The following is a 26051-nucleotide window of genomic DNA, read 5'->3' as shown; positions in this document are numbered from 1 at the left end:
GACACGATCCGGGAGCCGGGCGGCCGGCTGTGGACAGCTGACCCATCGGGCGGTCCGGACCCGTACTCTGGTGCGGTATCGAAGGGCATTCGAGGAAGGACCAGCAGACGTCATGTACGGCTGGATCTGGCGGCATCTGCCGGGCAACGCCTGGGTGCGGGCGGTCATTTCGCTCGTCCTGATCCTGGCGGTGGTCTACGTGCTCTTCCAGTACGTGTTCCCCTGGGCGGAGCCTCTGCTTCCGTTCAACGATGTGACGGTGGACGGACAGTGAGCGCGCGCATCCTCGTCGTCGACAACTACGACAGCTTCGTCTTCAACCTGGTCCAGTACCTGTACCAGCTGGGCGCCGAGTGCGAGGTCCGGCGCAACGACCAGGTCGAGCTGAGCCACGCCCAGGACGGCTTCGACGGCGTCCTGCTCTCGCCGGGCCCCGGTACGCCCGAGGAGGCCGGGGTCTGCGTCGACATGGTCCGGCACTGCGCTGGCACCGGTGTCCCCGTCTTCGGCGTCTGCCTCGGCATGCAGTCGATGGCCGTGGCGTACGGCGGCGTCGTCGACCGCGCCCCCGAGCTGCTGCACGGCAAGACCTCGCTCGTCACGCACGAGGGGCGCGGCGTCTTCGCCGGGCTGCCGTCGCCCTTCACCGCGACCCGGTACCACTCGCTGGCCGCGGAGCCGGGCGACCTGCCCGACGAGCTGGAGGTCACGGCCTGGACGGAGGACGGCATCATCATGGGGCTGCGCCACCGTGACTTCGCGGTGGAGGGCGTCCAGTTCCACCCGGAGTCGGTGCTCACGGAGCACGGGCACCTGATGCTCGCCAACTGGCTGGAGCAGTGCGGCGACACCGGCGCGGTCGGCCGGTCGGCAGGGCTCGCGCCGGTGGTGGGCAAGGCCGTCGCGTGACCCCCGTGCGCCCGGAGCACGAGCACGGTTCGCCGTGGTTCCGGGCCGCGAACCTCCCGGCGGAACCAGATCCTCCGCTTGCGGCGCCGACGTACGAGACGTCGACGTACGAGACGCCTCTGTACGACCCGGCTCCGTACGAGGCGCCCGAAGCACCCGAGGCGCCGGACCCCGAGACGATGGCCCTCCGCACGGAGGACACCCGCCGCGCCGCGCCCACGTCCACGCCAGCGCCTACGCCCGACGGCCCCGCTACCGGCGGCCGCGCCGAGCGCCGCAAGGCCGCCAAGGGGCGTGGCCGCCGCCGCGCCGGCAAGCACGCCCCCGCGCCGGCCGCACCGTCCCCGGCCGGCCCCGACCGGCCGCTGACGCGCGTCGAGGCCCGGCGCGCCGCCCGCGCCCGCAAGGACAGCGTCGGCGTGGTCGCGAGCCGCGTGCTGGGCGAGCTCTTCATCACCTTCGGCGTCGTGATGCTCCTCTTCGTCACGTACCAGCTGTGGTGGACCAACATCCGCGCCGGCCTGCAGGCCGACGAGGCGAAGAAGGGCATCGAGGAGGCCTGGGCGGAGGGGCGCAAGCCCGGCGCGTTCGAGCCCGGCCAGGGCTTCGCGATCATGTACATCCCGAAGCTCGACGTCGTCGTGCCGATCGCCGAGGGCATCGACAAGGAGAAGGTCCTCGACCGCGGCATGGTCGGCCACTACGCCGAGGGCGCCCTGAAGACCGCCATGCCCTCCGACAAGCAGGGCAACTTCGCGGTCGCGGGGCACCGCAACACCCACGGCGAACCGTTCCGCTACATCAACCGCCTCCAGCCGGGCGACCCCATCGTCGTCGAGACGCAGGACGCGTTCTACACGTACGAGATGACGAGCATCCTGCCGCAGACGCCGCCCTCGAACATCTCGGTGATCCAGCCCGTCCCGGAGGGCTCCGGCTTCAAGGGCCCCGGCCGCTACCTCACGCTCACCACCTGCACCCCCGAGTTCACCAGTACGTACCGCCTGATCGTGTGGGGCAAGATGGTCGAGGAACGCCCACGCAGCAAGGGGAAACCGGATGCGCTCGTAGGCTGACGACCGACTTCCAGACTTTTCGACGGGACAGATGCAGTGGCACGTGCGCGCGGCCGGATCGCCGGCTTCATCAGTGTCTTCGGTGAACTGCTGATCACCGCGGGCCTGGTGATGGGCCTCTTCGTCGTCTACTCACTGTGGTGGACGAACGTGCTCGCCGACCGCGAGGCGGACAAGCAGGGCGAGGACGTACGCCACGCCTGGGTGTCGGCCGGCCCCGGCGCGCTCGACACCAAGGGCGGCATCGGCTTCCTCCACGTACCGGCGATGAAGAACGGCGAGGTGCTGGTCAAGAAGGGCACCGACCCCGACACCCTCAACCACGGCGTCGCCGGCTACTACACCGACCCCATCGCCTCCGCGCTGCCCTCCGACAAGCAGGGCAACTTCACCCTCGCCGCGCACCGCGACGGCCACGGGGCGAAGTTCCACAACATCCACAAGCTGAAGCACGGCGACGCGATCGTCTTCGAGACGAAGGACCTCTGGTACGTCTACAAGGTCTACAAGACCCTCCCGGAGACGTCGAAGTTCAACGTCCGCGTCTTGGACCCGGTCCCGAAGGAGTCGGGCAAGACGAAGCCGGGCCGCTACATCACCCTGACGACCTGCACGCCGGTCTACACCTCGGACTACCGCTACATCGTCTGGGGCGAGCTGGAGCGCACGGAGAAGGTCGACGCGAAGCGCACGCCGCCGGCCGAGCTGCGCTAACGGCACCCGCACGGCCCCGCGCGTACGACAGAGCCCCGGCACCCCCTCAGTGAGGGTGCCGGGGCTCCGTCGTGGAACGGTCGCGGCGGTCAGTCCTTGGGCAGGACGGCGCCGGAGGGGCCGCCGAAGAAGCCGCCGTCGCCTTCGTCGCCGTTGTTGCCGTTGCCGTTGCCGCCCACGGTCTTCACGTTGACCGGCTGGTTCGGCTGGGCGGGGGTGCCCGGCTGCGGGTCCTGGGCGATCACGAAGGCGGTGTCGTCCTTCGGGCCGTCGACGTTGCCGAGCTGGAGCCCCGCCTGCTGGAGCGCCTGCTTGGCCTGGCCGAGCTGCTGCCCGACCATCTGCGGCACCTGGGCCTGCTGCTGCGGGCCCTTGGAGACCTTCAGGGTGATGTCGCTGCCCTTGGCGGCCTTGCTGTTGCCGGCCGGGTTCTGCTCCAGGACGGTGCCCGCGGGCTGGTCGGAGTCGACGTCCTCCCGCTTGACCTTGAACTCCAGCGTCTCCAGCTGGCTCTTCGCGGCGTCGAACTGCTGGCCGGTGACCGGGGGCACGTTCACCTGGGCCTGCTTGGAGACCGTGAGGGTGATCGTGGCGCCCTTCTCCTGCTGGGTGCCGCCGTCCGGGCTCTGCCGGATGACCTCGCCCGGCTGCTGCTCGGACTCCTCGTATTTCACGTCGACCTCGAAGCCCTTGTCCCGGAGTGCCTGCCGCGCGCTCTCCTCGGACTTCTCCGTGACGTCCGGCACCTCGATCTTCGGGGCGCCCTCCGAGAGCCAGACCTGGATGGTCTCGCCCTCCTTCATCTCCGCGCCCGGGGCGGCCGCGGGGGCCTGCCGGCAGATGCTGTCCTTGGGCTGGTCGCAGCGCTCGGTGCCGGCCTGGGACACCTTGACGCTCACGTTGTCCGCCTGCTTCTGCGCCTTCGGCAGCGTCTGACCGACGAGGTTCGGCACCGGGATCTGGCCGGCGCCGCCCTCCTTGCTGTCGAAGACGGCGCGGCCGATCAGGATCGCTCCGACCAGCACCAGGATGCCCGCCAGGGCCAGCAGGACGGTCGAGGTGCTCGACTTCCGCTGGCGGCGGCGGTCCGGGCGGTCGTCGTAGCCGTAGCCGCCGTCGTCCGGGTTGACGGGCGGCAGCATCGACGTCTGCCCGGCCGGGTCGGCCTGGCGGAGCGCCGTCGTCGGCTGCTCGTCGGGGGCGTACCCGCCGTAGCCGACGGTGCCCATGGCGGCGGTCGCGGCGACCGGCTGGCCGTCGAGGCACGCCTCGATGTCGGCGCGCATCTCGTCGGCCGACTGGTAGCGGTAGTCCGGGTCCTTGACCAGCGCCTTCAGGACGATGGCGTCCATCTCGGGCGTGATCTCGGGGTCGAAGTTGCTCGGCGGCTGCGGCTCCTCGCGCACGTGCTGGTACGCCACCGCGACCGGCGAGTCGCCGACGAAGGGCGGGCGCACGGTCAGCAGCTCGTACAGCAGGCAGCCGGTGGAGTACAGGTCGGAGCGGGCGTCGACCTGCTCGCCCTTGGCCTGCTCCGGGGAGAGGTACTGGGCGGTGCCGATCACGGCGGCCGTCTGCGTCATGGTCATACCGGCGTCGCCCATGGCACGGGCGATGCCGAAGTCCATGACCTTGACCTGGCCGGTGCGGGTCAGCATGACGTTGGCCGGCTTGATGTCGCGGTGGACGATGCCGGCGCGGTGCGAGTACTCCAGGGCCTGGAGGATGCCGACCGTCATCTCCAGCGTGCGCTCGGGCAGCAGCTTCCGCCCGGAGTGCAGCAGCTCACGCAGGGTGGAGCCGTCGACGTACTCCATCACGATGTACGGGATGGAGATGTTGTCGACGTAGTCCTCGCCGGTGTCGTAGACCGCGACGATCGCCGGGTGGTTGAGCGAGGCGGCCGACTGGGCCTCACGGCGGAACCGGGCCTGGAAGGACGGGTCACGGGCGAGGTCGGCCCGCAGCGTCTTCACGGCGACGGTGCGACCGAGCCGGGTGTCGTGGGCGAGGTAGACCTCCGCCATGCCACCGCGGCCGAGCACCGAGCCCAGCTCGTACCGGCCGCCGAGGCGACGCGGCTCTTCCATAACTGTTCCAGCCCTCTCCGTCAGTCCCGACCGCACCCCTCTGTGTGGTCCGGCGGTGTGCTGTCCGCGCATACGCTACCGGCCACGGCGAGCCGAGCGGACCGCGACCGCCAGCTGATACGCGACCGGTACACAGCCACAGCCGTCACTTCCTGCTGTCCAGAACCGCCTTCATCACATCGCGGGCGATGGGTCCGGCCAGGCCGCCACCGCTGATGTCGTCGCGGGTCGCGTCGGAGTCTTCGACGATAACCGCTACGGCGACCGGAGAGCCGCTGTCGGTCTTCGCGTATGAGATGAACCACGCGTAGGGGCGGGCCTTGTTCTTCTCGCCGTGCTGGGCGGTACCCGTCTTGCCACCGACCGTGACGCCCTCGATGGCCGCCTTGCCGCCGGTGCCGTTCTTGACGGTGTTCTCCATCATCTGCTGGACCAGCTGCGCGGTCTTCGCCGACATGGGCCGGCTCATCTCCTCGGGCTCCGTCGTCTCCAGGACGTCGAGGTCGGGGCCGGTGACGCGGTCGACCATGTACGGCTTCATCAGCTTGCCGTCGTTGGCGATGGCCGCGGTGACCATGGCCATCTGGAGGGGGGTGGCCGCGGTGTTGAACTGGCCGATGGAGGAGAGCGCGTTGCCCGGGCGGTCCATCTGCGTGTCGTAGACCGACTTGGCGGCGCGGACGGGGGTGTCGATCTCCCCGTTGTTGAAGCCGAACTTCTCCGCCATCTTCACCATCTCGTCACGCCCGACCTCGTCACCGAGCTTGGCGAAGACCGAGTTGCAGGAGACCTCCATGGCCCGGTTGAGGGTGGCGTTCTCGCACCCCTGGGCGTGGTTCTTCATCGGCGTGGTGGTGTGCGGGAGGATGTACGGCTCCGGCGTGTCCGTCGGCGCGTTGATGTCCGTGACCTTGCCGGTCTCCAGGGCCGCCGCGGCGGTCAGCACCTTGAAGGTGGAGCCGGGCGGGTAGACCTCGCGCAGCGCGCGGTTCAGCTTCGGCTTGTCCTTGTCCTTCTCCAGCGCGACCCACGCCTGCTCGTCCTTCGCGCTGTAGCCGGCGAAGGTGGACGGGTCGTACGACGGGGTCGAGGCGAGCGCCAGGATCTTGCCGGTGGACGGCTCGATGGCGGCGACGGCGCCCTTCTTCTTGCCGAGGCCCTCGAAGGCGGCCTTCTGTGCGGCGCCGTTGAGGGTGGTGATCACGTCACCGCCCTGCTTCTTGTCGCCCGTGAACATCGACATGGTGCGGTCGAAGAAGAGCCGGTCGTCGTTGCCGGTGAGGATGCCGTCCTCGAGCTTCTCGATCTGGTTGGCGTCGTACGCCTGCGACGCGTAGCCGGTGACCGGCGCCCACATGGGGCCGTCGATGTAGGTGCGCTTGAACTTGTAGAAGGGGTCCTTCGAGTCGATGGAGCCGGTGATCGGCTTGCCGTCGACGATGATGTTGCCGCGCGGGTTGGCGTACCGCTCGATGATGACCCGCTTGTTGCTCGCGTGCGTGGAGAGCTCGCCCGCCCGGACGTACTGGATCCAGTTGTCCCGGATGAGCAGGGCGAGCATCAGCAGGCCGCAGAAGATCGCGATATGGCGCAGGGGCTTGTTCACGGTCGGACCACCTGGGTCATCTCGGCGTCGGGGGACGGGGCGGGGGCCGGCGCGGGACGGCGCGCGGTGTCGCTGATCCGCAGCAGGATGGCGATCAGGGCCCAGTTCGCGATCACGGACGAGCCGCCGTACGCGAGGAACGGCATGGTCATACCGGTCAGCGGGACGAGGCCCATGACGCCGCCGGCGACCACGAAGACCTGGAGGGCGAAGGCGCCGGACAGGCCGGTCGCCAGCAGCTTGCCGAACGGGTCGCGGGCCGCGAGCGCGGTGCGGATGCCCCGCTCCACGATCAGCGCGTACATCAGCAGGAACGCCATGACGCCCGCGAGGCCGAGCTCCTCGCCGACGGTGGCGAAGATGAAGTCGGAGTTGGCGGCGAAGCCGACGAGGTCGGAGTTGCCCTGGCCGAGGCCCGCGCCGAGGGTGCCGCCGGAGCCGAAGGACATCAGCACCTGCGTCATCTGGTCGCAGGCCATGGCCATGTTGGTGCCCTCGGGCGCCGTCTTCAGGCACTCGAAGGGGTCGAGCCAGGCGGCGACACGCGACTTGACGTGGGTGGCGGTCGAGCCGACGACGACCGCGCCGCCGACGGCCATCAGCAGACCCATGATGATCCAGCTGGTCCGCTCGGTCGCCACGTACAGCATGATCACGAACATGCCGAAGAACAGCAGCGACGTACCGAGGTCGTTCTCGAAGACCAGGATGAGCAGGCTGACGGCCCAGATGGTGAGGATCGGGCCCAGGTCGCGGCCGCGCGGCAGGTACAGCCCCATAAAGCGGCGGCTGGCCAGCGCGAGCGCGTCACGCTTCACCATCAGGTAGCCGGAGAAGAAGACCGCGATCACGATCTTCGCGAACTCACCGGGCTGGATGGAGAACGGACCCACCTTGATCCAGATCTTGGCGCCGAAGACGTCGGTGCCGAGACCCGGGACGAGCGGCAGCAGCAGCAGGACGATCGCCGCCACCATGGAGATGTACGTGTAGCGCTGCAGGACGCGGTGGTCCTTGAGGAGCATCAGCACCAGCAGGAACAGCGCGACGCCGATCGCCGAGTACATCAGCTGCTTGGGGGCGTCCGGGCTGTAACTGCCGAACTGCCGCATCGACTTGGCGATCACCCGCGGCGACTGGTCCAGCCGCCAGATCAGCACCAGGCCCAGGCCGTTGAGCAGCGTGGCCAGCGGCAGCAGGATCGGGTCGGAGTACTTCGCGAACTTCCGCACCAGCAGGTGCGCGACACCCGCGAGCAGCGCCAGCCCGACGCCGTACCCGAGCATGCCCGCCGGGACCTTGCCGTCCAGGGCCAGGCCGACGTTGAGGTACGCGAACACCGGGATCGCGACGGCGAAGCCGAGCAGCGCCAGTTCGGTGTTGCGGCGGCTCGGCAGGTCGATCGCGCCGATGGTGGTCGTGTTGGTGACAACGCTCATGGTGGTGAAAGGCCCCCCTACGGGTCCTTACTGCTTGCCGCAGTTCGAGGCCAGCTTCTGCTCCTCCTCCGAGAGGCTGGGGCCCGGGGAAGGAGTGGCAGTGGCTGCGGTGGGCTTGGTGGTGGTGGGGACGCCGGTCGTGCCGCCGGCCTGGCCCTCACCGGGCGGTGCGGCGTTCGCGCGGTCCGCCGCCTCCCGGCGCTGCTCCTGCTTCTTGCAGGCGGAGGCCTGGACGGCCAGCTCGTCGATCTTCGCCTGCGCCTTGGCGCGGCTGCCGCCGATGATGGTGTCCTCGACCGTCTTGCGCGCGTAGTCGGGGAGGTACTTGAGTTCGATCTCGGGGTGGTCCTTCTCGACCTCCGAGAGCGAGACCCCGGCCAGGTCCTGGCTGATGCCGCGGTAGAGCGCGACATGGCCGTCGTTGGCGCCGACGTAGTACTGCGTCTGCGTCCAGCGGTAGCCGCCGTACAGCCCGCCGCCGACCACGGCCAGCGCGAGCACGATGTAGAAGGAGCGCTTCAGCCAGACGCGGTTCTTGCGGGGCTTGGTGAAGTCGTCGTCGCCGTACGCGCCGAAGGAGCCCTCGGGCGGCATGCCGTCGTAGCCGAGGTCGTCGCCGCTGCCGGGCGGGCCGAAGCCCCCCTGCGGCGCTTGCGGGGCGGGGCGGCCGAGGCCGGAGGCGCGGCCCGCCGGCGTCTCCATGGCGCCGCCGTCGTTCAGCTGGGGCTGGTTCTCGGCGACCGCGCCGACGATGACCGGGGTGTCGCTGAGCTGCCCGGCGAGGGTGTCGCCGCCGTCCACGTCCAGGACGTCCGCGACGATCACGGTGATGTTGTCGGGGCCGCCGCCGCGCAGCGCGAGCTGGATCAGGTCCTGGACGGTCTCCTGGGGGCCCTGGTAGCTGGCGAGGGTCTCCTCCATCGTCTGGTGGGAGACGACGCCGGACAGGCCGTCGGAGCAGATCAGGTACCGGTCTCCGGCCCGCACCTCGCGGATGGACAGGTCCGGCTCGACGTGGTCGCCACTGCCCAGGGCGCGCATCAGGAGCGAGCGCTGCGGGTGGGTGGTGGCCTCCTCCTCGGTGATGCGGCCCTCGTCGACCAGCCGCTGCACCCAGGTGTGGTCCTGCGTGATCTGCGTCAGCACGCCGTCGCGCAGCAGGTACGCGCGCGAGTCGCCGACGTGGACCAGGCCGAGGCGCTGGCCCGTCCACAGCAGGGCGGTCAGGGTGGTGCCCATGCCCTCCAGCTGCGGGTCCTCCTCGACCATCATCCGCAGCTGCTCGTTGGCGCGCTGCACGGCCGTGCCGAGCGAGGTGAGGATGTCCGAGCCGGGGACGTCGTCGTCGAGGGTGACGATCGTGGAGATCACCTCGGAGGAGGCGACCTCGCCGGCGGCCTGGCCCCCCATGCCGTCGGCGATCGCGAGCAGGCGGGGACCGGCGTAACCGGAGTCCTCGTTGCCCTCGCGGATCATGCCCTTGTGCGATCCGGCGGCGAAGCGCAGTGAAAGGCTCATGCGCACCTGCCCTGTCGACTCTGCCTCGGGGTACAGCCGGTCTCGAGCCACACTGCCCACCCTCCGGTCGGGAGCCGGTGCCGGTCGCCTGTGGGCGCCACCGCTGCGGCTCGCTCGCTCCGCTCGCTCATTGTCGTACTACTTCCGCAGCTCGATGACGGTCTTGCCGATGCGGATCGGCGCGCCCAGCGGAATGGGGGTCGGGGTGGTGAGTCGGGTCCGGTCGAGATACGTGCCGTTGGTGGACCCGAGATCCTCGACGATCCACTGGCCGTCACGGTCCGGGTAGATCCTGGCATGCCTGCTGGAGGCGTAGTCGTCGTCCAGCACGATCGTGGAGTCGTGCGCACGGCCCAGGGTGATGGTCTGGCCCTGGAGGGCGACCGTGGTGCCGGTCAGGCTCCCCTCGGTCACGACCAGCTTGGTCGGCGCGCCACGGCGCTGGCGGCCGGCCTGCTGGCGCTGGGGCGGCGGGGCGGAACCCTGCCGTGCCGCCTGCTGCGGGCGCGCGGCGTCACGGCGCGAACCGCGCTGTGTGACGCGCGTACCGAACAGGTCGCTGCGGATGACCTGGACGGCCACGATGACGAACAGCCACAGTACGGCGAGGAAACCCAACCGCATGACCGTGAGGGTCAGCTCTGACATTGCCCCCGCTTCACCCTTCGGCTTGCCGGTAAACGATGGTGGTACTGCCCACGACGATCCGCGAGCCGTCGCGGAGCGTAGCGCGGGTGGTGTGCTGCCCGTCCACCACGATGCCGTTGGTGGACCCGAGATCCTGGATCGTCGAGGGCGTTCCGGTCCGGATCTCGCAGTGGCGGCGCGATACGCCGGGGTCGTCGATCCGCACGTCGGCGTCGGTGCTGCGGCCCAGCACGAGCGTCGGGCGGGAGATCTGGTGGCGCGTGCCGTTGATCTCGATCCAGCGGCGCACCTGGGCGCCGGGCATGGGGCCCGGACCGGCCGGCGGGCGGCCGGCGGCGGGCGGACGGTTCATGCCCGGCGGCGGGGCCGCGGGCATGGGAGGGGCGCCGGCCGGAGGGTATCCGTAACCGCCGGGGCGACCGCTCGGTGCGGGGCCGGCCGGTGCGGCCGGGCTTGCGGGGCCTGCCGGTCCCGCGGGGGACTGGGACTGTGACGTACTCGACGCGAGGGTGCGGCTGCGCACCCGGTACAGCCCGGTGTCGAGGTCGTCGGCCTTCTCCAGGTGGACCTTGATGGGCCCCATGAAGGTGTACCGCTGCTGCTTGGCGTAGTCGCGGACCAGGCCGGACAGCTCGTCGCCGAGCTGGCCCGAGTACGGGCTGAGGCGCTCGTAGTCCGGCGCGCTCAGCTCGACGATGAAGTCGTTCGGCACGACGGTCCGCTCGCGGTTCCAGATCGTCGCGTTGTTGTCGCACTCCCGCTGGAGGGCGCCCGCGATCTCGACGGGCTGGACCTCGGACTTGAAGACCTTGGCGAAGGTGCCGTTGACCAGGCCTTCGAGTCGCTGCTCGAATCGCTTCAGGACTCCCATGGGGCACCTCCTCCGTCGTTGCCGTCCTGGTACTGCTTACTGATCGTATCCACGCGTCGGGAAATCGGCTGGTTCCCCTTCTCTGGCCTGTGGATGAGTGTCACCTCTCACACGGATCGTAGAGGGGGCCTCATGACAGTGTCCCGCACCCCGGGTGCACCGTGGAGGAGTGGGTACGGCGGGGTCCGGTTCGCCGCGTTCCCGTCGTCTTCGCCCTCCCCTTCCCTCCCCTCCCCTCTTTCCCGGGTGGCCCTCCGCTTGCCCCTCCGCCTGCGCCTCCCCCCTGTCTCTGTTCGGGGGCCGGGGCGCCGAAACAAACGGATGTGAACCCACCCCCGGCGACGTGCTAATCTTCAGATGTCGCCAGGCGCTCCGGCCGAAAAAACCGGGGCCGACAGCGGCAACACCCAATGCGCGGGTGGCGGAATAGGCAGACGCGCTGGATTCAGGTTCCAGTGCCCGCAAGGGCGTGGGGGTTCAACTCCCCCCTCGCGCACCAGCAGAGACGGGTCTCTGTCAGAACGAAGGTTCTGACAGGGGCCCGTTTCTCGTTGTATACGGGCCCGCCTGTCGTTGTGGACGGGGCGGTCTTCCGTCGGATACGGGGCGGCCCCGGCCACTCCCGCAGGAGGGGCCGGGGCCGCCGCCGGGTCAGCGCTCGGTCGCGGCGGTGCGCTGGTAGATGTCCGGGATGCCGTCGTGGTCGTCGTCGCGCGTCTCCTCCTCGTACAGGCGGCGGTAGACGCCGTTGCGGTACCGGATGAGGAGGGCGGCCAGGAAGGCGGCGATGAGGGAGCCGAGCAGGACCGCGGCCTTGACGCGCTCGGTCGTGGCGGGGTCGGCGAAGGCGAGTTCGCCGATCAGCAGGGCGACGGTGAAGCCGATCCCGGCGAGTACCGCGAGGGCGAAGACGTCCGCCCAGGCCAGCTCGGGGTTGAGCCGGGCGCGGGTGAAGCGGGCGGCGAGGTAGGTGCCAGCGAAGATGCCGAGGGTCTTGCCGACGACCAGGCCCAGGACCACGCCGAGCGGCTCCGGCCGCGTGAAGACCTCGGCCAGGGCCGCGCCCGAGACGCCGACGCCCGCGGCGAACAGCGCGAACAGGGGGACCACGACCCCCGCCGAGAACGGGTGGATCCGGTGGGAGGTGCGTTCCGCCGGGGAGGCGGTCTCGCCCTGGTCGCGGGTGGTGCGCAGGATGAGGCCCATGGCCACGCCCGCGACGGTGGCGTGGACGCCGCTGTTGTACATCAGCGCCCAGGTGACGACGCCGAGGGGGACGTACCACCACCAGCCGCGTACGCGGAGGCGCTGGAGCGCGTAGAAGGCGGCCAGGCAGGCGAAGGCCCCGCCGAGCGCGGCGAAGTCCAGGTCACCGGTGAAGAAGATCGCGATGACGAGGATGCCGCCCAGGTCGTCGACGACGGCGAGGGTGAGCAGGAAGGCGCGCAGCGCGGCCGGCAGGTGGCTGCTGAGGACCGCGAGGACGGCCAGGGCGAAGGCGATGTCGGTGGCCATGGGCACGGCCCAGCCGTCCAGGCTGCCACCGCCCGCCGCGGCGGTGGCGGCGTAGAGGGCGGCGGGTACGACCATGCCGCAGACGGCGGCGATGACCGGCAGGGCGGCGGTCGCGGGGGTGCGCAGTTCGCCGACGACGAGCTCCCGCTTCAGCTCGATGCCGGCGACGAGGAAGAAGAGGGTGAGCAGACCGTCGGAGGCCCAGTGCTCGACCGACAGGTCCAGGCCGAGGGCGGCTATGCCGAAGTGGACGTCGCGCATCTGCTCGTAGGCGCCGCTCCACGGGCTGTTGGCCCAGATCAGCGCGATGACGGCGGCCGCGAGGAGGACGATCCCGCCGACGGTCTCCGTCCTCAGGGCCTGGACCACGGCGTTGCGCTCGGGCAGGGGCAGGAGCCCCAGGAAGGGGGAACGCTCGCGGGGTGCGGCAGCCATGAGGAAGACCTCCGGGGGATTCGGCTTGAGGGCATACGGGCCCTGGGACGCCGACCAGACTTCCCGGCACACCGCGCGTCCGTGGCAACCGCTCGAAAGGCGGGCGTCGACGCGTTGCTCACACCCTAACCACGGCCTCTCGGATCCCGCCAGACCCCATTTCACCTGCGGAAACACGTCCCGGAGGCATGGCTGACCGGCCCGTGCACACCGTGGCGCGAGGTGTGTACGGGCCGGTCGGGAGCCGGGCCGCGGGGGCGGTCAGACGGTGGTCTTCACCGACTCCCGGTCCTCGTCGGACGCGTCGTCCTCGGTGATCTCACCGGCGTCGCGGGCGCGGACGAACTCCAGGAAGGAGGCGAGCTCGCGCTTGACGACCGGGGCGAGGAGGTACAGGCCGATGATGTTGATGACGGCGAGCATGAACAGCACCGCGTCGGCCATGTCGATGAGGGTCTGCAGCGTCAGCAGCGAACCGGCGACCGCGAACAGGGTGTAGACGACCTTGTACGTCAGCACGCTGGTCCGGCTGCGGCCGAAGAGGTGCGTCCAGGCCTTCTCGCAGTAGTAACCCCAGGTCAGCACCGTCGAGATGGCGAAGAGGAGCACCGCGATGGTGAGGATGTACGGGAACCAGGGCATGACCGTGCCGAAGGCGTCGGAGGTCAGGGTGACGCCGCCGATGGACTCGCCCTTGCGGGCCTCGGCGTAGCTGGCCGGGTTGGCGATGACGATGGTCAGCGCGGTCATCGTGCAGATGATGACGGTGTCGATGAACGGCTCCAGCAGGGCCACCAGGCCCTCGCTCGCCGGGTGCTTGGTCTTGACCGCGGAGTGCGCGATGGGCGCGGAGCCGAGTCCGGCCTCGTTGGAGAACGCGGCCCGCTTGAAGCCGATGATCAGCGCGCCGAGCACACCGCCGGCCACGCCCTGCGGGTTGAAGGCGCCCTCGATGATCGTGACGATGGCGGCCGGGACGGCCGTGACGTGCACCAGGATGACGACCAGGCAGGCGGCGATGTAGATGCCGGCCATGGCCGGGACGAGCTTGCTGGTGACGTTGGCGATGGAGCGGATGCCGCCCAGCAGCACGATGCCGACCAGCGCGGCGACGAGGATGCCGAAGAACAGCGCGCCGCCCGAGGAGCCCATCAGGCCGCCCTCGCCGCCGGTGACGGAGACCATCTGCGCGTAGGACTGGTTGACCTGGAAGAGGTTGCCGCCGAAGAGGCCGAAGAACAGGACGAAGAAGGAGGCGAGGACCGCGAGGACCTTGCCGAAGGTCTTGCCGTTCTTGCCGAAGCGCTCCGCGAGGCCCTTGGGGAGGTAGTGCATCGGGCCGCCGGAGACGGTGCCGTCGGCGTGCACCTCGCGGTACTTCACGCCCAGCGTGACCTCGACGAACTTGGTGGCCATGCCCAGCAGGCCGCACAGGATCATCCAGAAGGTGGCGCCGGGGCCGCCGATGGAGACGGCGACGGCCACACCGGCGATGTTGCCGAGGCCGACGGTTCCGGAGACGGCGGCGGTCAGTGCCTGGAAGTGGTTGACCTCGCCGGCCGACCCCTTCTCGTCGTACTTTCCGCGCACCACGTCGACGGCGAGTTTGAACTTGCGGATCTGGACGAGTCCGAACCAGGCGGTGAAGACCAGTCCGGCGACGACGAGCCAGGCGACGATGAGCGGGAGTTCCGTACCGGCGACCGGCACGGAGTAGAAGACGACCTCTCCGAGCCAGCCGGCTATGGGTTCGAAGAGTCCGCTGACGGCTTCGTCGACGGACGTGGTGATGGAGTCGAGTGACACGGTGGCTACCTCGATGGCGCAGTACCGGCGCAGGGGAGGCTGCGTCGGGAAGATGTGCGGTCTTTGAGCGAACGCCGTTGTCCGATCGGCGACCCTGGGCGCATGGTCCGTGGACGCGGAACGTGATCACCCTGGTCGTGCAGTCGGCGCGTGTGCCGACGTGTCCGCGGCAGCGAGGGGTGGGGCTACCTGCGGAGTTGCGCAGTTCTACCACGACCTTTACGGATTCTTTAGTGACGTAAATCACATGACCGTCAGTAATCTTCGAAAATGCCAGCGAACGAAATGAGACCGTTATGCGGTCAGCTTGATCCGTTCATCGGACAGCTATCTGGTGGGGTCTCCGCGGCGGGCGGCATCCTGGGCGGGTGCCTTCACTCTCCGCGCCGCGCGCGCCCGACGGTCCGTCCGGGCACATGGTCGTCTGCGGTGACGACGCGCTCGCCCACCGGTTGGCGGCGGAACTGCGGGAGGTCTACCGGGAGCGCGTCGTTCTCGTCGGCCCGGCCGGCGGGCCGGTGGCCGGGCCTCGGCTGGCCGTTCCGGGGCAGGGGCGGGCGTCGGCACTCCTCGGGCGGGTGTCCGCGGTCATGACGGGAGCGCCGCCCGCGACGGGAGGGCTCCCGGAGGTGGTGGAGGCCGACGAGCCCACGGAGGCGGTGCTGGCGTCGGCGGGTGTGGCGGGCGCGGCGGCGCTGGCGCTCGTATACGACGACGACGAGACCAACATCCGTGCCGCCCTGGCGGCGCGCCGCCTCAACCCGGGTCTGCGCCTGGTGATCCGGCTCTACAACCGCAAGCTGGGCCAGCACCTGGAGCAGCTGCTCGACCAGGCCGCTCTCGTGGCCCTGCCGGACCTGAGCCCCGGTGAGGTCGACGCGTCCACCACCGTGCTCTCCGACGCGGACACGGCGGCGCCGGCCCTGGCCGCGACCGCAGTCGCCGGCACGAGCAAGATCGTCCACGCCGACGGGCTGCTGCTGCGAGCCGTGGAGCGCCCCCCGCCCGGCCGTGGCGACGTCGCCGATCCGGGGCTGTGCACGCTCGCCCTGCTCTCCGCCACCACCAACGATCCCGCCGGCGAGGAGGGGTCGGACAGCAGCGGGACGGCCGGCCCCCGGCTGCTGCCCGACCCGAGCACCGTCACCGCCGCGACGGGACGCGGCACGGTCGTCCTGGAGGCGGTGACCCACAGCGGCCCGGTGCTGCCGGCCGGGCGTCTGGCCGGCCGCGGCATTCCGGTCTCCGAGCTCTTCTCCCGCCGCCTTCGCTGGGCCGTCGCCGTCACGTGCCTGGCCGTGATCGGCCTGGCCGTCGCGTCCTGGCTGACCACGGGGGATCACCCGCTGCACGCCGCCTACGTCACGCTGCTGGACCTGTTCTCCATCAACGACCCCGCCGTCGGCGAGTCCACGGCCCGGCAGGTGCTCCAGCTGCTGTCGGGGCTGGTGGGCCTGGCGCTGCTGCCCCTCCTCGTCGCGGGCGCGCTGGAGGCGCTGGGCGCGTTCCGCAGCGCGTCCGCCCTGCGCCGTCCGCCGCGCGGGCTCTCCGGCCACGTCGTCCTGCTCGGGCTCGGCAAGATCGGCACCCGCGTGCTCGCCCGGCTGCGGGACCTCGGCATCCCGGTCGTGTGCGTCGAGGAGGACCCGGAGGCGCGCGGGGTCGCGCTGGCCCGCCGTCTGCGCGTACCGACCGTGATCGGTGACGTCACACAGGAGGGCGTCCTGGAGGCGGCCAAGATCCAGCGCGCGCACGCCCTGCTCGCGCTGACCAGCTCCGACACCACCAACCTGGAGGCCGCGCTCTACGCCCGTACGATCAAGGCCGACCTGCGGGTGGCCCTGCGGCTGTACGACGACGACTTCGCCACGGCCGTCTACCGCACCCTGCGCGCCGCGCACCCCGACGCGCTCACCCGGAGCCGCAGCGTCTCGCACCTGGCCGCGCCCGCCTTCGCCGGGGCGATGATGGGCCGCCAGATCCTGGGTGCCATACCGGTCGAGCGCAAGGTGCTCGTCTTCGCCGCGCTCGTCGTCGCGGGCCACCCGCAGCTGGAGGGCCGCACCATCGAGGAAGCCTTCCGGCCCGGTGCCTGGCGCGTACTCGCCCTCGACACCACCGCGCCCGCCGACCGGCGCCCCGACCTGGCCACCCCGCGCCCCGCCGACGGCGAGCGGCATGCCACCGGCCTCGTGTGGGACCTGCACCCCGGATACGTCCTGCAAGCCGAGGACCGCGTCGTTCTGGCCGCCACGCGCCGCGGCCTGGCCGAGCTTCTCGGCCGGCACCCGCAGCCCGGGTCCGTCGGGCGGTGGTCCTCAGAGTGACTGCTCGGGCCAGTCGAGCAGCCGGGCGCCGATGACGGCGGTCTGGAGGGTGTAGCGGCTCACCGGGTCGCCGGGGTCGGCCCCGGTGAGCCGGTGGATGCGTTCCAGTCGGTAGGTCATGGCGCGGACGCTCAGGGAGAGCCGCCGGGCGGCCTCGGCGGCCACACAGCCGGTGTCGAAGTACGCGGTGAGGGTGTCGATGAGTGGCTGCGCTCCGCCGCGGGCCTGCTGCAGGGGGCCGAGGACCGTGCGTACGAGGTCGGCCATGGCCTGGCGGTCGCGTGTCAGAACCGGATAGACCAGGAGGTCCGCGGCGTGCAGCACCGGCTCGTCCAGGTCCATGCGCGCCGCGAGGTCCAGGGCGTTGAGCGCCTCCTCGTAGGAGTGGACGACCCCGCCGACGCCGGGGTGTGCCCGGCCGATGGCCACCTGGCCGCCGTCGGTGGCGGCGTAGGCCTGCTTGGCGAAGTAGGAGAGGACGTCGTCCTGGTCGGCCGGGGCGATGCAGATGAGGCGGCCGTTCTTGGTCGTCAGCAGGATGCGGCGGTCGCCGAAGCGGGCGGCGAGGGACGACTCGATGCCGCGCGTGACCGCGTAGCCGTCCTCGTACGGCTCCGCGCCCTGTGCCACGGCGACCGCGTGGGCGTGGGACAGCAACAGCCCGAACCGCTCGGCCCGTTCGGCCAGGCGCCCGGCGTCGCTGCGGCCGTGGAGCAGGTCGTCGACGAACTCGCGCCGGGCCGCCTCCTGCTGGCGGATGGCGAGCCGCTGGGCGCGTTCGTGCCCCTCGGCGAAGGCGTCCACGGCCTGCTCCACCGCCGCGAGCAGGTGGTCGGCGGCTGCCGCGCTCAGGCAGGTCCGTACGTCCTGGGCGGCGGACAGGTGGGCGCGCACCAGGAGTCGCAGCCCGATGCCGGCTTCCGCGGCGCGCTCGCCCTGGGCCCGCAGCGCCTCCACTTCGTCCCGGCTCAGGCGGCGGCCGGTGGCGCAGGCACCGGTGAGGATCCGGGCATAGCCCTCCAGGTACTCCCCGACCGTGTCCCGTTCCGTCATCGCCCCTCCCGTGTCCGGACGCGTCGACGACGACGTCCCGAATTCCCGACGTCCCGACGTGCGGACGTCAAGGGTGGCACGCGTACGGCGAGGGGCGGCCACCGGCATCAAGGAGCCGTAAAGATTGCCGGGTGACGGCAATGCGCACACGTGTGCCGTGCTGTCACGATGAGTCCGCCGGGGGCAGAGACGTGAGTTCGATGCCGGATCCCGGAAATCAGCATGCCGTGCGGTGGCACCAAGGGGGAAGAGTCATGGCCGAGTTCCTGCACGCCCTCGCCACCTTTCCCGCCGTGCTGTTCACCGCGGCCCTCGTGGTCGTCGTCGGCTTCTGGCTGCTGGTCCTGCTCGGTGCGGCCGACCACGACGGCTTCGACGCGGACGTGGACGCCGACGCCCTGAACCTGGGCGGGGTGCCCGTCGCGGTCTCCGCCTCCCTGCTGATCTCCTTCGCGTGGTTCTTCACCGTCACCGGGTCCGTGCTCCTCGCCCGTACGGGATGGTCCGACGCCCTGGTCCACCTGCTGAACGCCGCCCTGCTGTGCGCCTCCCTCTTCGCCTCCTGGCGCCTGACCCGGGGGCTCGTACGCCCGCTGGCCAAGCTCTTCCCCGACGAACCCGGGCCGTCCCGGCACGACTTCGTCGGACTGACCTGCACCATTCGCACCGGGCGGGTGGACGCGGGCTTCGGTCAGGCGGAGGTCGCCGCCAGGGACGGGTCCACCGCGGTCGTACAGGTCCGTCAGAACGACGGCTCCCGGCTGGCGCTCGGCAGCACCGGGCTGCTGTACGCGTACGACGACGCCGGCGAGTTCTTCTGGGTCGCGCCCTTCGACGCGGCACTGGACCCGCGCGGCTGACCGCGCCGTCCCGCCCTCCCCCTCCCCTCCCCTCCCCCTCCCCCTCCCCTCCCACGTCAGATCCCACCCTTCGAACCGGGGATTGCTCATGGATGCCATCACTTGGGGCATCGGCGTGCTCGTCGCCGTTGTCCTGCTCATCGCCCTCGCCATGCTGTTCGTGATCAGCCGGCTGTTCCGCAAGGTGGAGCAGGGCAAGGCGCTGATCGTGTCGAAGATGCGGAAGGTCGACGTCACCTTCACCGGGCAGGTCGTCCTGCCGGTGCTGCACAAGGCCGAGGTGATGGACATCTCGGTGAAGACCATCGAGATCTCCCGTACCGGGCGGGACGGCCTGATCTGCCGGGACAACATCCGCGCCGACATCCGCATCTCGTTCTTCGTCCGCGTCAACAAGACCGTCGAGGACGTCGTCAAGGTCGCCCAGGCCATCGGCACCGCCCGCGCCAGCGACCAGGCGACCCTGCAGGAGCTGTTCAACGCCAAGTTCTCCGAGGCGCTGAAGACCGTCGGCAAGCAGCTCGACTTCACCGATCTCTACACCATGCGCGACGAGTTCCGGGACCGGATCATCCAGGTCATCGGCACCGATCTGAACGGCTACAGCCTGGAGGACGCGGCGATCGACTACCTGGAGCAGACCCCGCTCGCGCAGCTGGACGCCTCCAACATCCTCGACGCCCAGGGCATCCGGAAGATCACCGAGCTGACGGCCGTGGAGCACGTGCGCACCAACGAGTTCCGGCGCACGGAGGAGAAGGAGATCACCCGGCAGAACGTCGACGCCCGTGAGGCGATCCTGGAGCTGGAGCGCCGCCAGGCCGACGCCGAGATCAAGCAGAAGCGCGAGATCGAGACCGTACGGGCCCGGGAGGAGGCCGAGACGGCCCGGGTGGCCGAGGAGGAGCGGCTGCGGGCGCAGAGCGCCTTCCTGAAGACCGAGGAACAGCTCGGCATCCAGCGCGAGAACCAGGCCCGCGAGGTCGCCGTCGCGCAGAAGAACCGCGAGCGGGTCATCGCCATCGAGAACGAGCGCATCGAGAAGGACCGCCTGCTGGAGGTCATCGCCCGCGAGCGGGAGACCGAACTGACCCGCATCTCCGCGGAGAAGGAGGTCGAGACCGAGCGCCGCGAGATCGCCGAGGTGATCCGCGAGCGGGTCGCCGTGGACCGTACGGTCGCCGAGCAGGAGGAGTCCATCAAGCGGCTGCGCGCCGTGGAGGAGGCCGAGCGGCAGCGGCAGGCCGTCGTCATCGCCGCCGAGGCGGAGGCGCAGGAGCGGCTGGTGAAGGACATCAAGGCCGCCGAGGCCGCCGAGCAGGCCGCGGTCCACCGCGCGGCCGAGGAGCTCACGCTGGCCGAGGCCCGCCACAAGGCCGCCGACCTGGACGCCCGCGCCAAGGTCCGTCTCGCCGAGGGCATCCAGGCGGAGTCGGCGGCCGAGGGCCTGGCCGCCGTCCAGGTCCGGGAGAAGGAGGCGGACGCCATCGAGAAGGCGGGCCGCGCCGAGGCCGAGGCGATGGCCGCCCGGCTGAAGGCGGAGGCCGAGGGCGCTCGCGAGAAGGCGCTGGCCGAGGCCACCGCCATCGGCGAGAAGCTCAAGGCGGAGGCCGCGGGCCTGACCGAGAAGGCGGCCGCCATGGCCGCCCTGGACGAGGCGTCCCGTACGCACGAGGAGTACCGGCTGCGCCTGGAGGCGGAGAAGGACATCCGGCTCGCGGGGCTGGAGGTGCAGCGGCAGGTCGCCGAGGCGCAGGCCGCCGTGCTCGCCACCGGCCTGGAGAACGCCGACATCAACATCGTCGGCGGGGAGTCGGTGTTCTTCGACCGGATCGTCGGGGCCATGTCCCTCGGCAAGAGCGTCGACGGGTTCATGGACAGCTCGCGGACCGCCCAGGCGCTGGCCGGGCCGTGGCTGGACGGTTCGGCCTCCTTCACCGAGGACCTGACGAAGGTGCTCGGGTCGGTCTCCACCGCCGACGTACAGAACCTGACCGTGTCCGCCCTGCTGATGAAGCTCATGCCGGCGGGTTCCGCCCGGCTCGACGAGCTCATCGGCAAGGCCCGGCAGCTGGGCCTGGCCGACATGCCGGTCGCCGAACTCGCGGGCCTGAACGGCACCGCGAAGAGCTGACGGCCACCAAGGGACCAAGGGATTCCGGAGCTGCCGCGCGGGGGGCGGCAGCTCCGGAGGAGACGGCCGTCGCGGCCGCGGAACGACGATCACGTGGACGAGGGAGCGGGGCCGATGGAGACGACGGGGATGGACGCCGGCGCGTACGAGGTACTGCGCGACCGGCTCGGTGCCCGGGCCGGCGAGCTGGCACGGCGCGCCGACGCCCTCAACACCGCCCGTATCGAGGCCTTCGGCTCCACCGGGCTCGCCCTGCTCGGCACCGAGCGGATCCGCACCGACCGCAACGTCGTCCCCCGTGACGTCGTCGCCGTCGGCGACGCCCTGCTCGTGGAGTACGAGGCCCCGGCCGCGGACGTGTTCGCCGTCTACGACCGCGACCGCGGCCGCGACGGCGGCCTGAACCGGCTGCCGGACGACACGGTGCCCGGCCTGCTCGACGACCCCGCCTTCGTGCGCGAACACGCCGCCCTGCACCGCTACTTCCAGGGGGCGCGGCTCCTGCGCCTGCGCACGGTCGACGGCAAGCTGCTGGCGGTCTTCCGGACCGGGGAGCAGGCCGAGGACCTCCGCGTGCTGCGCTGGTCGGTCGCGGCCTCCGGCGAGGTGCGGTTCTTGGACGCCCGGGGCGAGCGCGACCACGTCCTGCCCGCGCCGTACGACTTCCCGTGGGTCGAGACGACCCGGGACGACCACGTCCTGGGCCGGCACCCGCAGGTCTCCGTCGCCGGCGGCGCGGTCTTCGTCTCGACGGTCGGCGGCACGCTGACCGTGAAGACGGAGAACGACACGGAACCGGGCGAGGGCGTCCACAGCGAGCCGGTCGACGAGCCGCTGCAGTCGCTCGCCGACGCCGAGGTGGCGTACGCGGCCGTCGGCGCCCTGATCCTGATCCGCGTCCGGCCGTACAAGGAGGAGAACCGGCGGTACCTGGTCTACAACACGCTCACGAAGTCCGTCGTCCGGCTGGACGGCATCGGGCAGTCGTGCCGGCGCCTGCCCGACGACCAGGGGATCGTCTTCCCCGGCGGCTACTGCCTCGCCACGGGGACGGTGAAGACCTTCGACGCGGAGCGGACCGAAGGCCTGGAGTTCGAGCGCGCCGTCCGCTCGCCCAACGGCGAGGACGTGCTGTTCGTCTTCCACGACCGGGTCGAGGGCCGCACCCTCCTCCTGCCGTACAACCTCATCCGCAAGGATGCCGCCACCCCGCTGACCTGCCGCGGCTACGCCCTCTTCGACGACGGCACCCTCGCTCTGCTGCGCCCCGAGTCCGGCGAACCGGCGCGCGTCCACCCGGTGCAGGTGTGGCGCACGCCGTACGTTTCCGACACCCACGCCGTCCCCGTGGCGGACGGTCCGCTCGCCCGGATCGGCAACGCCGACCTCGTACGCGGCATCTCCGACTGCCTCGCCATCGCCCGCCAGGTCCGCGAGACCACCGCCACCACCGAGCTGTACGAGACGCTGATCGCCGCCTGCGCGCGGGCCGTCGACCGCTTCCACTGGCTGGGCGACGCGGACGCCGGTGACCTGCGCACCCCGCTGGAGGAGCTGAAGGCCACCGCGGAGCAGGTGCTGGCGGAGTTCGCGTCCGTCCGGTCCCTGACCCGGCAGGCGGCCGAGGCGGTCGCGGAGAGCGCCGAGCACCTGCGGCGGCTCGTGCGGCGCGTCCAGGGGGAAGCCCCCGCCGACGCCGGCGAGTGGATCGAGCGCATCTCCGCGCTGCGCCGCGCCCAGGGGCGCCTGGTGACCCTGAAGGAGATGCGGTACGCGGACACGGACGCCATCGACGTGCTCGCCGAGGAGACCGAGCGGCACATCGCGTCCACCGCGCGGCGGGCGGTGGCCTTCCTCCGGCGCGACGACGCCTTCGCGGCCCACCACGCGGAGGTGGAGCGGCTCGCCGCCGAGGCGGGGGCGATCGCCACGACCGCCGCGGCGGACCCGGTCACGGAGAGGCTGGACGAGCAGGTCACCGGCCTCCAGACCCTCACCGAGGTCGTCGCCGGCCTCGACATCGCCGACGCCACCGTGCGCACCGCGATCCTCGAGCGGATCGCGGAAGTGCTGGCCGGGCTGAACCGCGCCCGCGCGATCCTGGCCGCCCGCCGCCGCGACCTCGTCGAGCAGGAGGGGCGCGCGGAGTTCGCGGCGCGGTTCGCGCTGCTCGCGCAGTCCGTCACCGGAGCGCTGGCGGCGGCCGACACCCCGGAGGCCTGTGACGCGCAGCTGGCCCGGCTGCTCCTCCAACTGGACACCCTGGAGTCGCGGTTCGCCGACCACGACGGCTTCCTCGCCGGGATCGCCGACCAGCGCGCCGAGGTCCACGACGCCTTCGCCGCCCGCCGGCAGACCCTCCAGGACGACCGGGCCCGGCGCGCCGAACGCCTCGCCGAGTCCGCCGCGCGCGTCCTGGAGACGATCGCCCGCCGGGCGGCCGCCCTGGACAGCGCCGAAGCCGTCACCACGTACTTCGCCTCCGACCCGATGGCCGCCAAGGTCCGCCGTACCGCCGACGAGCTGCGCGCGCTCGGGGACCCGGCCCGTGCCGAGGAGCTGGAGGGGCGTCTCAAGGCCGCCCGCCAGGAGGCCGGCCGGGCCCTGCGGGACCGCACCGAGCTGTACGCGGACGGCGGCGACACCCTCCGCCTGGGCGCGCACCGCTTCGCCGTGACCACCCGGCCGCCGGAGCTCACCCTCGTACCCGACGGCGACGACGGGATGGACTTCGCGCTGACCGGCACCGACTACCGGCGCCCGGTCACGGACCCCGCGTTCGCGGACACCCGCGCCCACTGGCACCAGCTGCTGCCCTCCGAGAACGCCGACGTCTACCGCGCGGAGTACCTGGCGGCGCGGCTGCTGGCCGAGCACGGCGCGGACGCCCTCACCGGCGCGGACCTCTCCGCCGTCACCCGGCGGGCGGCCGAGGCCGCGTACGACGAGGGGTACGAGCGCGGCGTCCACGACCACGACGCGGCGGCGATCCTCTCCGTGGTGCTGCGCCTGCGGGAGCGGGCCGGGCTGCTGCGGTACCCGGCCGCCGACCGCGCCGCCGCCCAGCTGTTCTGGGCGCACGGCACCACCCCCGGGGACCGCGACCTGTGGGCGCGGCAGGCCGCGTCGCTGGTACGGGCGCGGGAGACGTTCCGCACCGCCCCGGCCGCGCTGGACGCGCTGCGCCGCGAACTCGTCGACGCGGGCGCGGGCGCGCTGACCGCTCGCGCGGCGGAGTACCTCGTCGAGGAGCTCGCCACCGGCGAGTCCTTCGTCGCCGGACCGGCGGCGCGCACGCTGCTGGAGAAGTTCCGCCGGTCGGTGGACCCGACTCCGTACGCGCGGGACGTACGCGACCGGCTGGACGCCGGCGACACCGCGGCCGCGCGCCGGCTCGTCGAGGGCTGGCTCGCCGCGTACGCCGCCGCGAGCGGCGAGGAGCCGGACGCCGGCGACCTCGCCGAGGCCGTCGCGATCGAGGTCTGCCCCGCGCTCGTACGGCACGAGGCCGACGCCGCGCTCACGGCCGTGGTCGAGGGCCTGCTCGGGACGCACCCGAGGATCGTGCGGGGCACCCTGGCCCTGCGGCTCGACGAGTTCCTGGCCAGGACGGCCGACTTCACGTCCGGCGTGGTGCCCGGCTTCCGCGCCTACCAGCGGCGGAGGGCGGACCTGGTCGCCGCCGAGCGCCGGCGGCTGCGCCTGGACGCGTACCGGCCCCGCGTCATGTCGTCGTTCGTACGGGGCCGGCTGGTCGACGAGGTGTACCTGCCGCTCGTCGGGGACAACCTGGCCAAGCAGCTCGGCGCCGCCGGGGCCGGCAAGCGGACCGACAGCCACGGTCTGCTGCTGCTCGTCTCCCCGCCCGGCTACGGCAAGACCACCCTCATGGAGTACGTCGCCGACCGTCTCGGCCTGCTCCTGGTGAAGGTCGACGGGCCCGCTCTCGGGCACTCCACCACGTCCCTCGACCCGGCGGAGGCGCCGAACGCCACCGCGCGCCGGGAGGTCGAGAAGATCGACTTCGCGCTGGCGGCCGGGAACAACGTCCTGCTGTACCTCGACGACATCCAGCACACGTCCCCCGAGCTGCTGCAGAAGTTCATCCCGCTGTGCGACGCCACCCGCACCCTGAACGGCCACGACCTGCGCGGCAAGCGCTTCGCCGTCTGCATGGCCGGCAACCCCTACACCGAGTCCGGGGAGCGCTTCCGCATCCCCGACATGCTCGCCAACCGCGCCGACGTCCGGAACCTCGGCGACGTCCTGACCGGCAAGGAGGACGCCTTCGCGTTCAGCTTCATCGAGAACGCCCTCACCTCCAACCCCGTGCTCGCTCCCCTCGCCGGGCGCGACCGCGCCGACCTGGAACTGCTCGTACGCCTTGCCGCCGGCGACCCGGCGGCCCAGCGGACGGGGCTCACGCACCCCTACGCGGCGGCCGAGCTCGACCGGATCCTCGCGGTGCTGCGGCACCTGCTCACCGCACGCGACACGGTCCTCGCCGTCAACCGGGCCTACATCGCTTCCGCCGCCCAATCGGACGCGACGCGCACCGAGCCGCCGTTCCGGCTCCAGGGCTCGTACCGCGACATGAACAAGATCGCGGCGCGCGTCTCCCCCGTCATGAACGACGCCGAGCTGGCCGCCGTCGTCGACGACCACTACGCGGATGAGGCACAGACCCTCACCACCGGGGCCGAGGCCAACCTCCTCAAGCTGGCCGCCCTGCGGGGCACGCTCACCGCGGAAGGGGCGGCGCGCTGGGCGGCCGTCACCGCGGCGTACGTCCGCGCCCAGGCCCTCGGCGGCGGTGCCGGGGACGACGCCCTGGGCCGGGCGGTGGCCGCGCTGGGCCTGCTGGCCGACCGGATCGCCGCCGTCGAGACGGCGATCACCCGCGCCACGGACCCCCGCCGCCTGCTGAGCCGCCGGGAGCATGGCCGGTAATGTGCGGTCGGCGCCATGGGCGGTGGGAGGGTTTCGGCCACCGCCATCGCGGCAGCAGGGAGCGGCGGCGGGGACCGGCCGCGCCTGCCTGGCGAGACGC

Annotated in this window: 17 protein-coding genes and 1 tRNA gene; 9 read left to right on the top strand and 9 right to left on the bottom strand. The window is 71.6% G+C overall.

The features are described from left to right. Nucleotides 1-112 precede the first annotated feature (112 nt). From AC07FJ_RS15330 to AC07FJ_RS15315, 4 genes are read left to right on the top strand one after another with little or no spacing between them, the layout of a single operon-like run. The gene (locus AC07FJ_RS15330) at nt 113-274 is read left to right on the top strand and encodes a hypothetical protein (RefSeq protein WP_355352091.1); all 162 of its coding nucleotides are present in this window, start codon (nt 113-115) and stop codon (nt 272-274) included. Continuing rightward, on the top strand, nt 271-909 hold the full coding sequence (locus AC07FJ_RS15325; protein ID WP_479049186.1) for an aminodeoxychorismate/anthranilate synthase component II: 639 nt from the start codon (nt 271-273) through the stop codon (nt 907-909). The genes AC07FJ_RS15330 and AC07FJ_RS15325 overlap by 4 nt, the downstream gene beginning before the upstream one ends. Further along, nucleotides 906-1985: a class E sortase gene (locus tag AC07FJ_RS15320; protein WP_479049184.1), complete on the top strand. Its 1080-nt coding sequence runs from the start codon at nt 906-908 to the stop codon at nt 1983-1985. The genes AC07FJ_RS15325 and AC07FJ_RS15320 overlap by 4 nt, the downstream gene beginning before the upstream one ends. A 36-nt stretch (nt 1986-2021) precedes the next feature. Next, nucleotides 2022-2699, top strand: a complete 678-nt coding sequence (locus AC07FJ_RS15315; RefSeq protein ID WP_479049183.1) for a class E sortase — start codon at nt 2022-2024, stop codon at nt 2697-2699. 89 nt (nt 2700-2788) lie between these two features. Here the strand turns inward: AC07FJ_RS15315 and pknB are convergent, their stop codons facing one another. The 6 genes from pknB to AC07FJ_RS15285 all read right to left on the bottom strand — a co-directional run bounded on the left by pknB (nt 2789) and on the right by AC07FJ_RS15285 (nt 10871). Continuing rightward, complete coding sequence (gene pknB, locus AC07FJ_RS15310; protein ID WP_479049181.1) at nt 2789-4789, bottom strand: Stk1 family PASTA domain-containing Ser/Thr kinase; 2001 nt, start codon at nt 4787-4789, stop codon at nt 2789-2791. 145 nt (nt 4790-4934) lie between these two features. Next, nucleotides 4935-6395, bottom strand: a complete 1461-nt coding sequence (locus AC07FJ_RS15305; protein WP_479049179.1) for a peptidoglycan D,D-transpeptidase FtsI family protein — start codon at nt 6393-6395, stop codon at nt 4935-4937. Then, a complete protein-coding gene (locus tag AC07FJ_RS15300; protein WP_479049177.1) occupies nt 6392-7834 on the bottom strand; it encodes an FtsW/RodA/SpoVE family cell cycle protein in 1443 nt (480 codons plus the stop codon). The genes AC07FJ_RS15305 and AC07FJ_RS15300 overlap by 4 nt, the downstream gene beginning before the upstream one ends. 27 nt (nt 7835-7861) lie before the next feature. After that, on the bottom strand, nt 7862-9352 hold the full coding sequence (locus AC07FJ_RS15295) for a Stp1/IreP family PP2C-type Ser/Thr phosphatase (RefSeq protein ID WP_468286129.1): 1491 nt from the start codon (nt 9350-9352) through the stop codon (nt 7862-7864). 138 nt (nt 9353-9490) lie between these two features. Then, the gene (locus AC07FJ_RS15290) at nt 9491-10000 is read right to left on the bottom strand and encodes an FHA domain-containing protein FhaB/FipA (RefSeq protein WP_361424290.1); all 510 of its coding nucleotides are present in this window, start codon (nt 9998-10000) and stop codon (nt 9491-9493) included. A gap of 10 nt (nt 10001-10010) precedes the next feature. After that, a complete protein-coding gene (locus tag AC07FJ_RS15285) occupies nt 10011-10871 on the bottom strand; it encodes an FhaA domain-containing protein (protein WP_479049174.1) in 861 nt (286 codons plus the stop codon). Between the two features lie 412 nt (nt 10872-11283). Between AC07FJ_RS15285 and AC07FJ_RS15280 the strand changes: the two genes are divergently transcribed. Then, nucleotides 11284-11370 (top strand) — tRNA-Leu (locus AC07FJ_RS15280). A 152-nt stretch (nt 11371-11522) separates the two neighbouring features. Here AC07FJ_RS15280 and nhaA read toward each other — a convergent pair. After that, nucleotides 11523-12821: a Na+/H+ antiporter NhaA gene (gene nhaA, locus AC07FJ_RS15275; protein WP_479049172.1), complete on the bottom strand. Its 1299-nt coding sequence runs from the start codon at nt 12819-12821 to the stop codon at nt 11523-11525. A gap of 261 nt (nt 12822-13082) precedes the next feature. After that, entirely contained in the window at nt 13083-14627 is a 1545-nt protein-coding gene (locus AC07FJ_RS15270) for an alanine/glycine:cation symporter family protein (protein WP_479049170.1), read from the bottom strand. 416 nt (nt 14628-15043) lie between these two features. On the opposite strand from AC07FJ_RS15270, the gene AC07FJ_RS15265 reads away from it, so the two are divergent. After that, complete coding sequence (locus AC07FJ_RS15265) at nt 15044-16954, top strand: potassium channel family protein (protein ID WP_479049514.1); 1911 nt, start codon at nt 15044-15046, stop codon at nt 16952-16954. Here AC07FJ_RS15265 and AC07FJ_RS15260 read toward each other — a convergent pair. Next, nucleotides 16946-18007 carry a PucR family transcriptional regulator gene (locus AC07FJ_RS15260; RefSeq protein ID WP_403548154.1) on the bottom strand — a complete coding sequence of 354 codons (1062 nt, stop codon included), beginning with the start codon at nt 18005-18007 and terminating at the stop codon, nt 16946-16948. The two genes, AC07FJ_RS15265 and AC07FJ_RS15260, sit on opposite strands and share 9 nt — an antisense overlap. A gap of 254 nt (nt 18008-18261) precedes the next feature. On the opposite strand from AC07FJ_RS15260, the gene AC07FJ_RS15255 reads away from it, so the two are divergent. The 3 genes from AC07FJ_RS15255 to AC07FJ_RS15245 all read left to right on the top strand — a co-directional run bounded on the left by AC07FJ_RS15255 (nt 18262) and on the right by AC07FJ_RS15245 (nt 25951). After that, the gene (locus AC07FJ_RS15255; RefSeq protein WP_479049168.1) at nt 18262-18867 is read left to right on the top strand and encodes a hypothetical protein; all 606 of its coding nucleotides are present in this window, start codon (nt 18262-18264) and stop codon (nt 18865-18867) included. Nucleotides 18868-18955: 88 nt separating this feature from the next. Further along, the gene (locus AC07FJ_RS15250; RefSeq protein ID WP_479049166.1) at nt 18956-21001 is read left to right on the top strand and encodes a flotillin family protein; all 2046 of its coding nucleotides are present in this window, start codon (nt 18956-18958) and stop codon (nt 20999-21001) included. Between the two features lie 114 nt (nt 21002-21115). Further along, nucleotides 21116-25951 (top strand): DNA repair ATPase, encoded by a 4836-nt coding sequence (locus AC07FJ_RS15245; protein ID WP_479049165.1) that lies wholly within the window; start codon nt 21116-21118, stop codon nt 25949-25951. Nucleotides 25952-26051 lie beyond the last annotated feature (100 nt).

Source organism: Streptomyces sp. NPDC045998 (genome assembly GCF_056430285.1).
The sequence above is the reverse complement of the archived record's forward strand: the minus strand, read 5'-3'. Positions and strand labels throughout refer to the sequence as shown.

Excerpts from the sequence above, each read along its gene's own strand:
- AC07FJ_RS15330 (WP_355352091.1), top strand. The coding sequence starts at position 113 with ATGTACGGCTGGATCTGGCGGCATCTGCCGGGCAACGCCTGGGTGCGG.
- pknB (WP_479049181.1), bottom strand. The coding sequence starts at position 4,789 with ATGGAAGAGCCGCGTCGCCTCGGCGGCCGGTACGAGCTGGGCTCGGTG.
- AC07FJ_RS15300 (WP_479049177.1), bottom strand. The coding sequence starts at position 7,834 with ATGAGCGTTGTCACCAACACGACCACCATCGGCGCGATCGACCTGCCG.
- AC07FJ_RS15295 (WP_468286129.1), bottom strand. The coding sequence starts at position 9,352 with ATGAGCCTTTCACTGCGCTTCGCCGCCGGATCGCACAAGGGCATGATC.
- AC07FJ_RS15290 (WP_361424290.1), bottom strand. The coding sequence starts at position 10,000 with ATGTCAGAGCTGACCCTCACGGTCATGCGGTTGGGTTTCCTCGCCGTA.
- AC07FJ_RS15285 (WP_479049174.1), bottom strand. The coding sequence starts at position 10,871 with ATGGGAGTCCTGAAGCGATTCGAGCAGCGACTCGAAGGCCTGGTCAAC.
- nhaA (WP_479049172.1), bottom strand. The coding sequence starts at position 12,821 with ATGGCTGCCGCACCCCGCGAGCGTTCCCCCTTCCTGGGGCTCCTGCCC.
- AC07FJ_RS15265 (WP_479049514.1), top strand. The coding sequence starts at position 15,044 with ATGGTCGTCTGCGGTGACGACGCGCTCGCCCACCGGTTGGCGGCGGAA.
- AC07FJ_RS15260 (WP_403548154.1), bottom strand. The coding sequence starts at position 18,007 with ATGACGGAACGGGACACGGTCGGGGAGTACCTGGAGGGCTATGCCCGG.
- AC07FJ_RS15255 (WP_479049168.1), top strand. The coding sequence starts at position 18,262 with ATGGCCGAGTTCCTGCACGCCCTCGCCACCTTTCCCGCCGTGCTGTTC.
- AC07FJ_RS15250 (WP_479049166.1), top strand. The coding sequence starts at position 18,956 with ATGGATGCCATCACTTGGGGCATCGGCGTGCTCGTCGCCGTTGTCCTG.
- AC07FJ_RS15245 (WP_479049165.1), top strand. The coding sequence starts at position 21,116 with ATGGAGACGACGGGGATGGACGCCGGCGCGTACGAGGTACTGCGCGAC.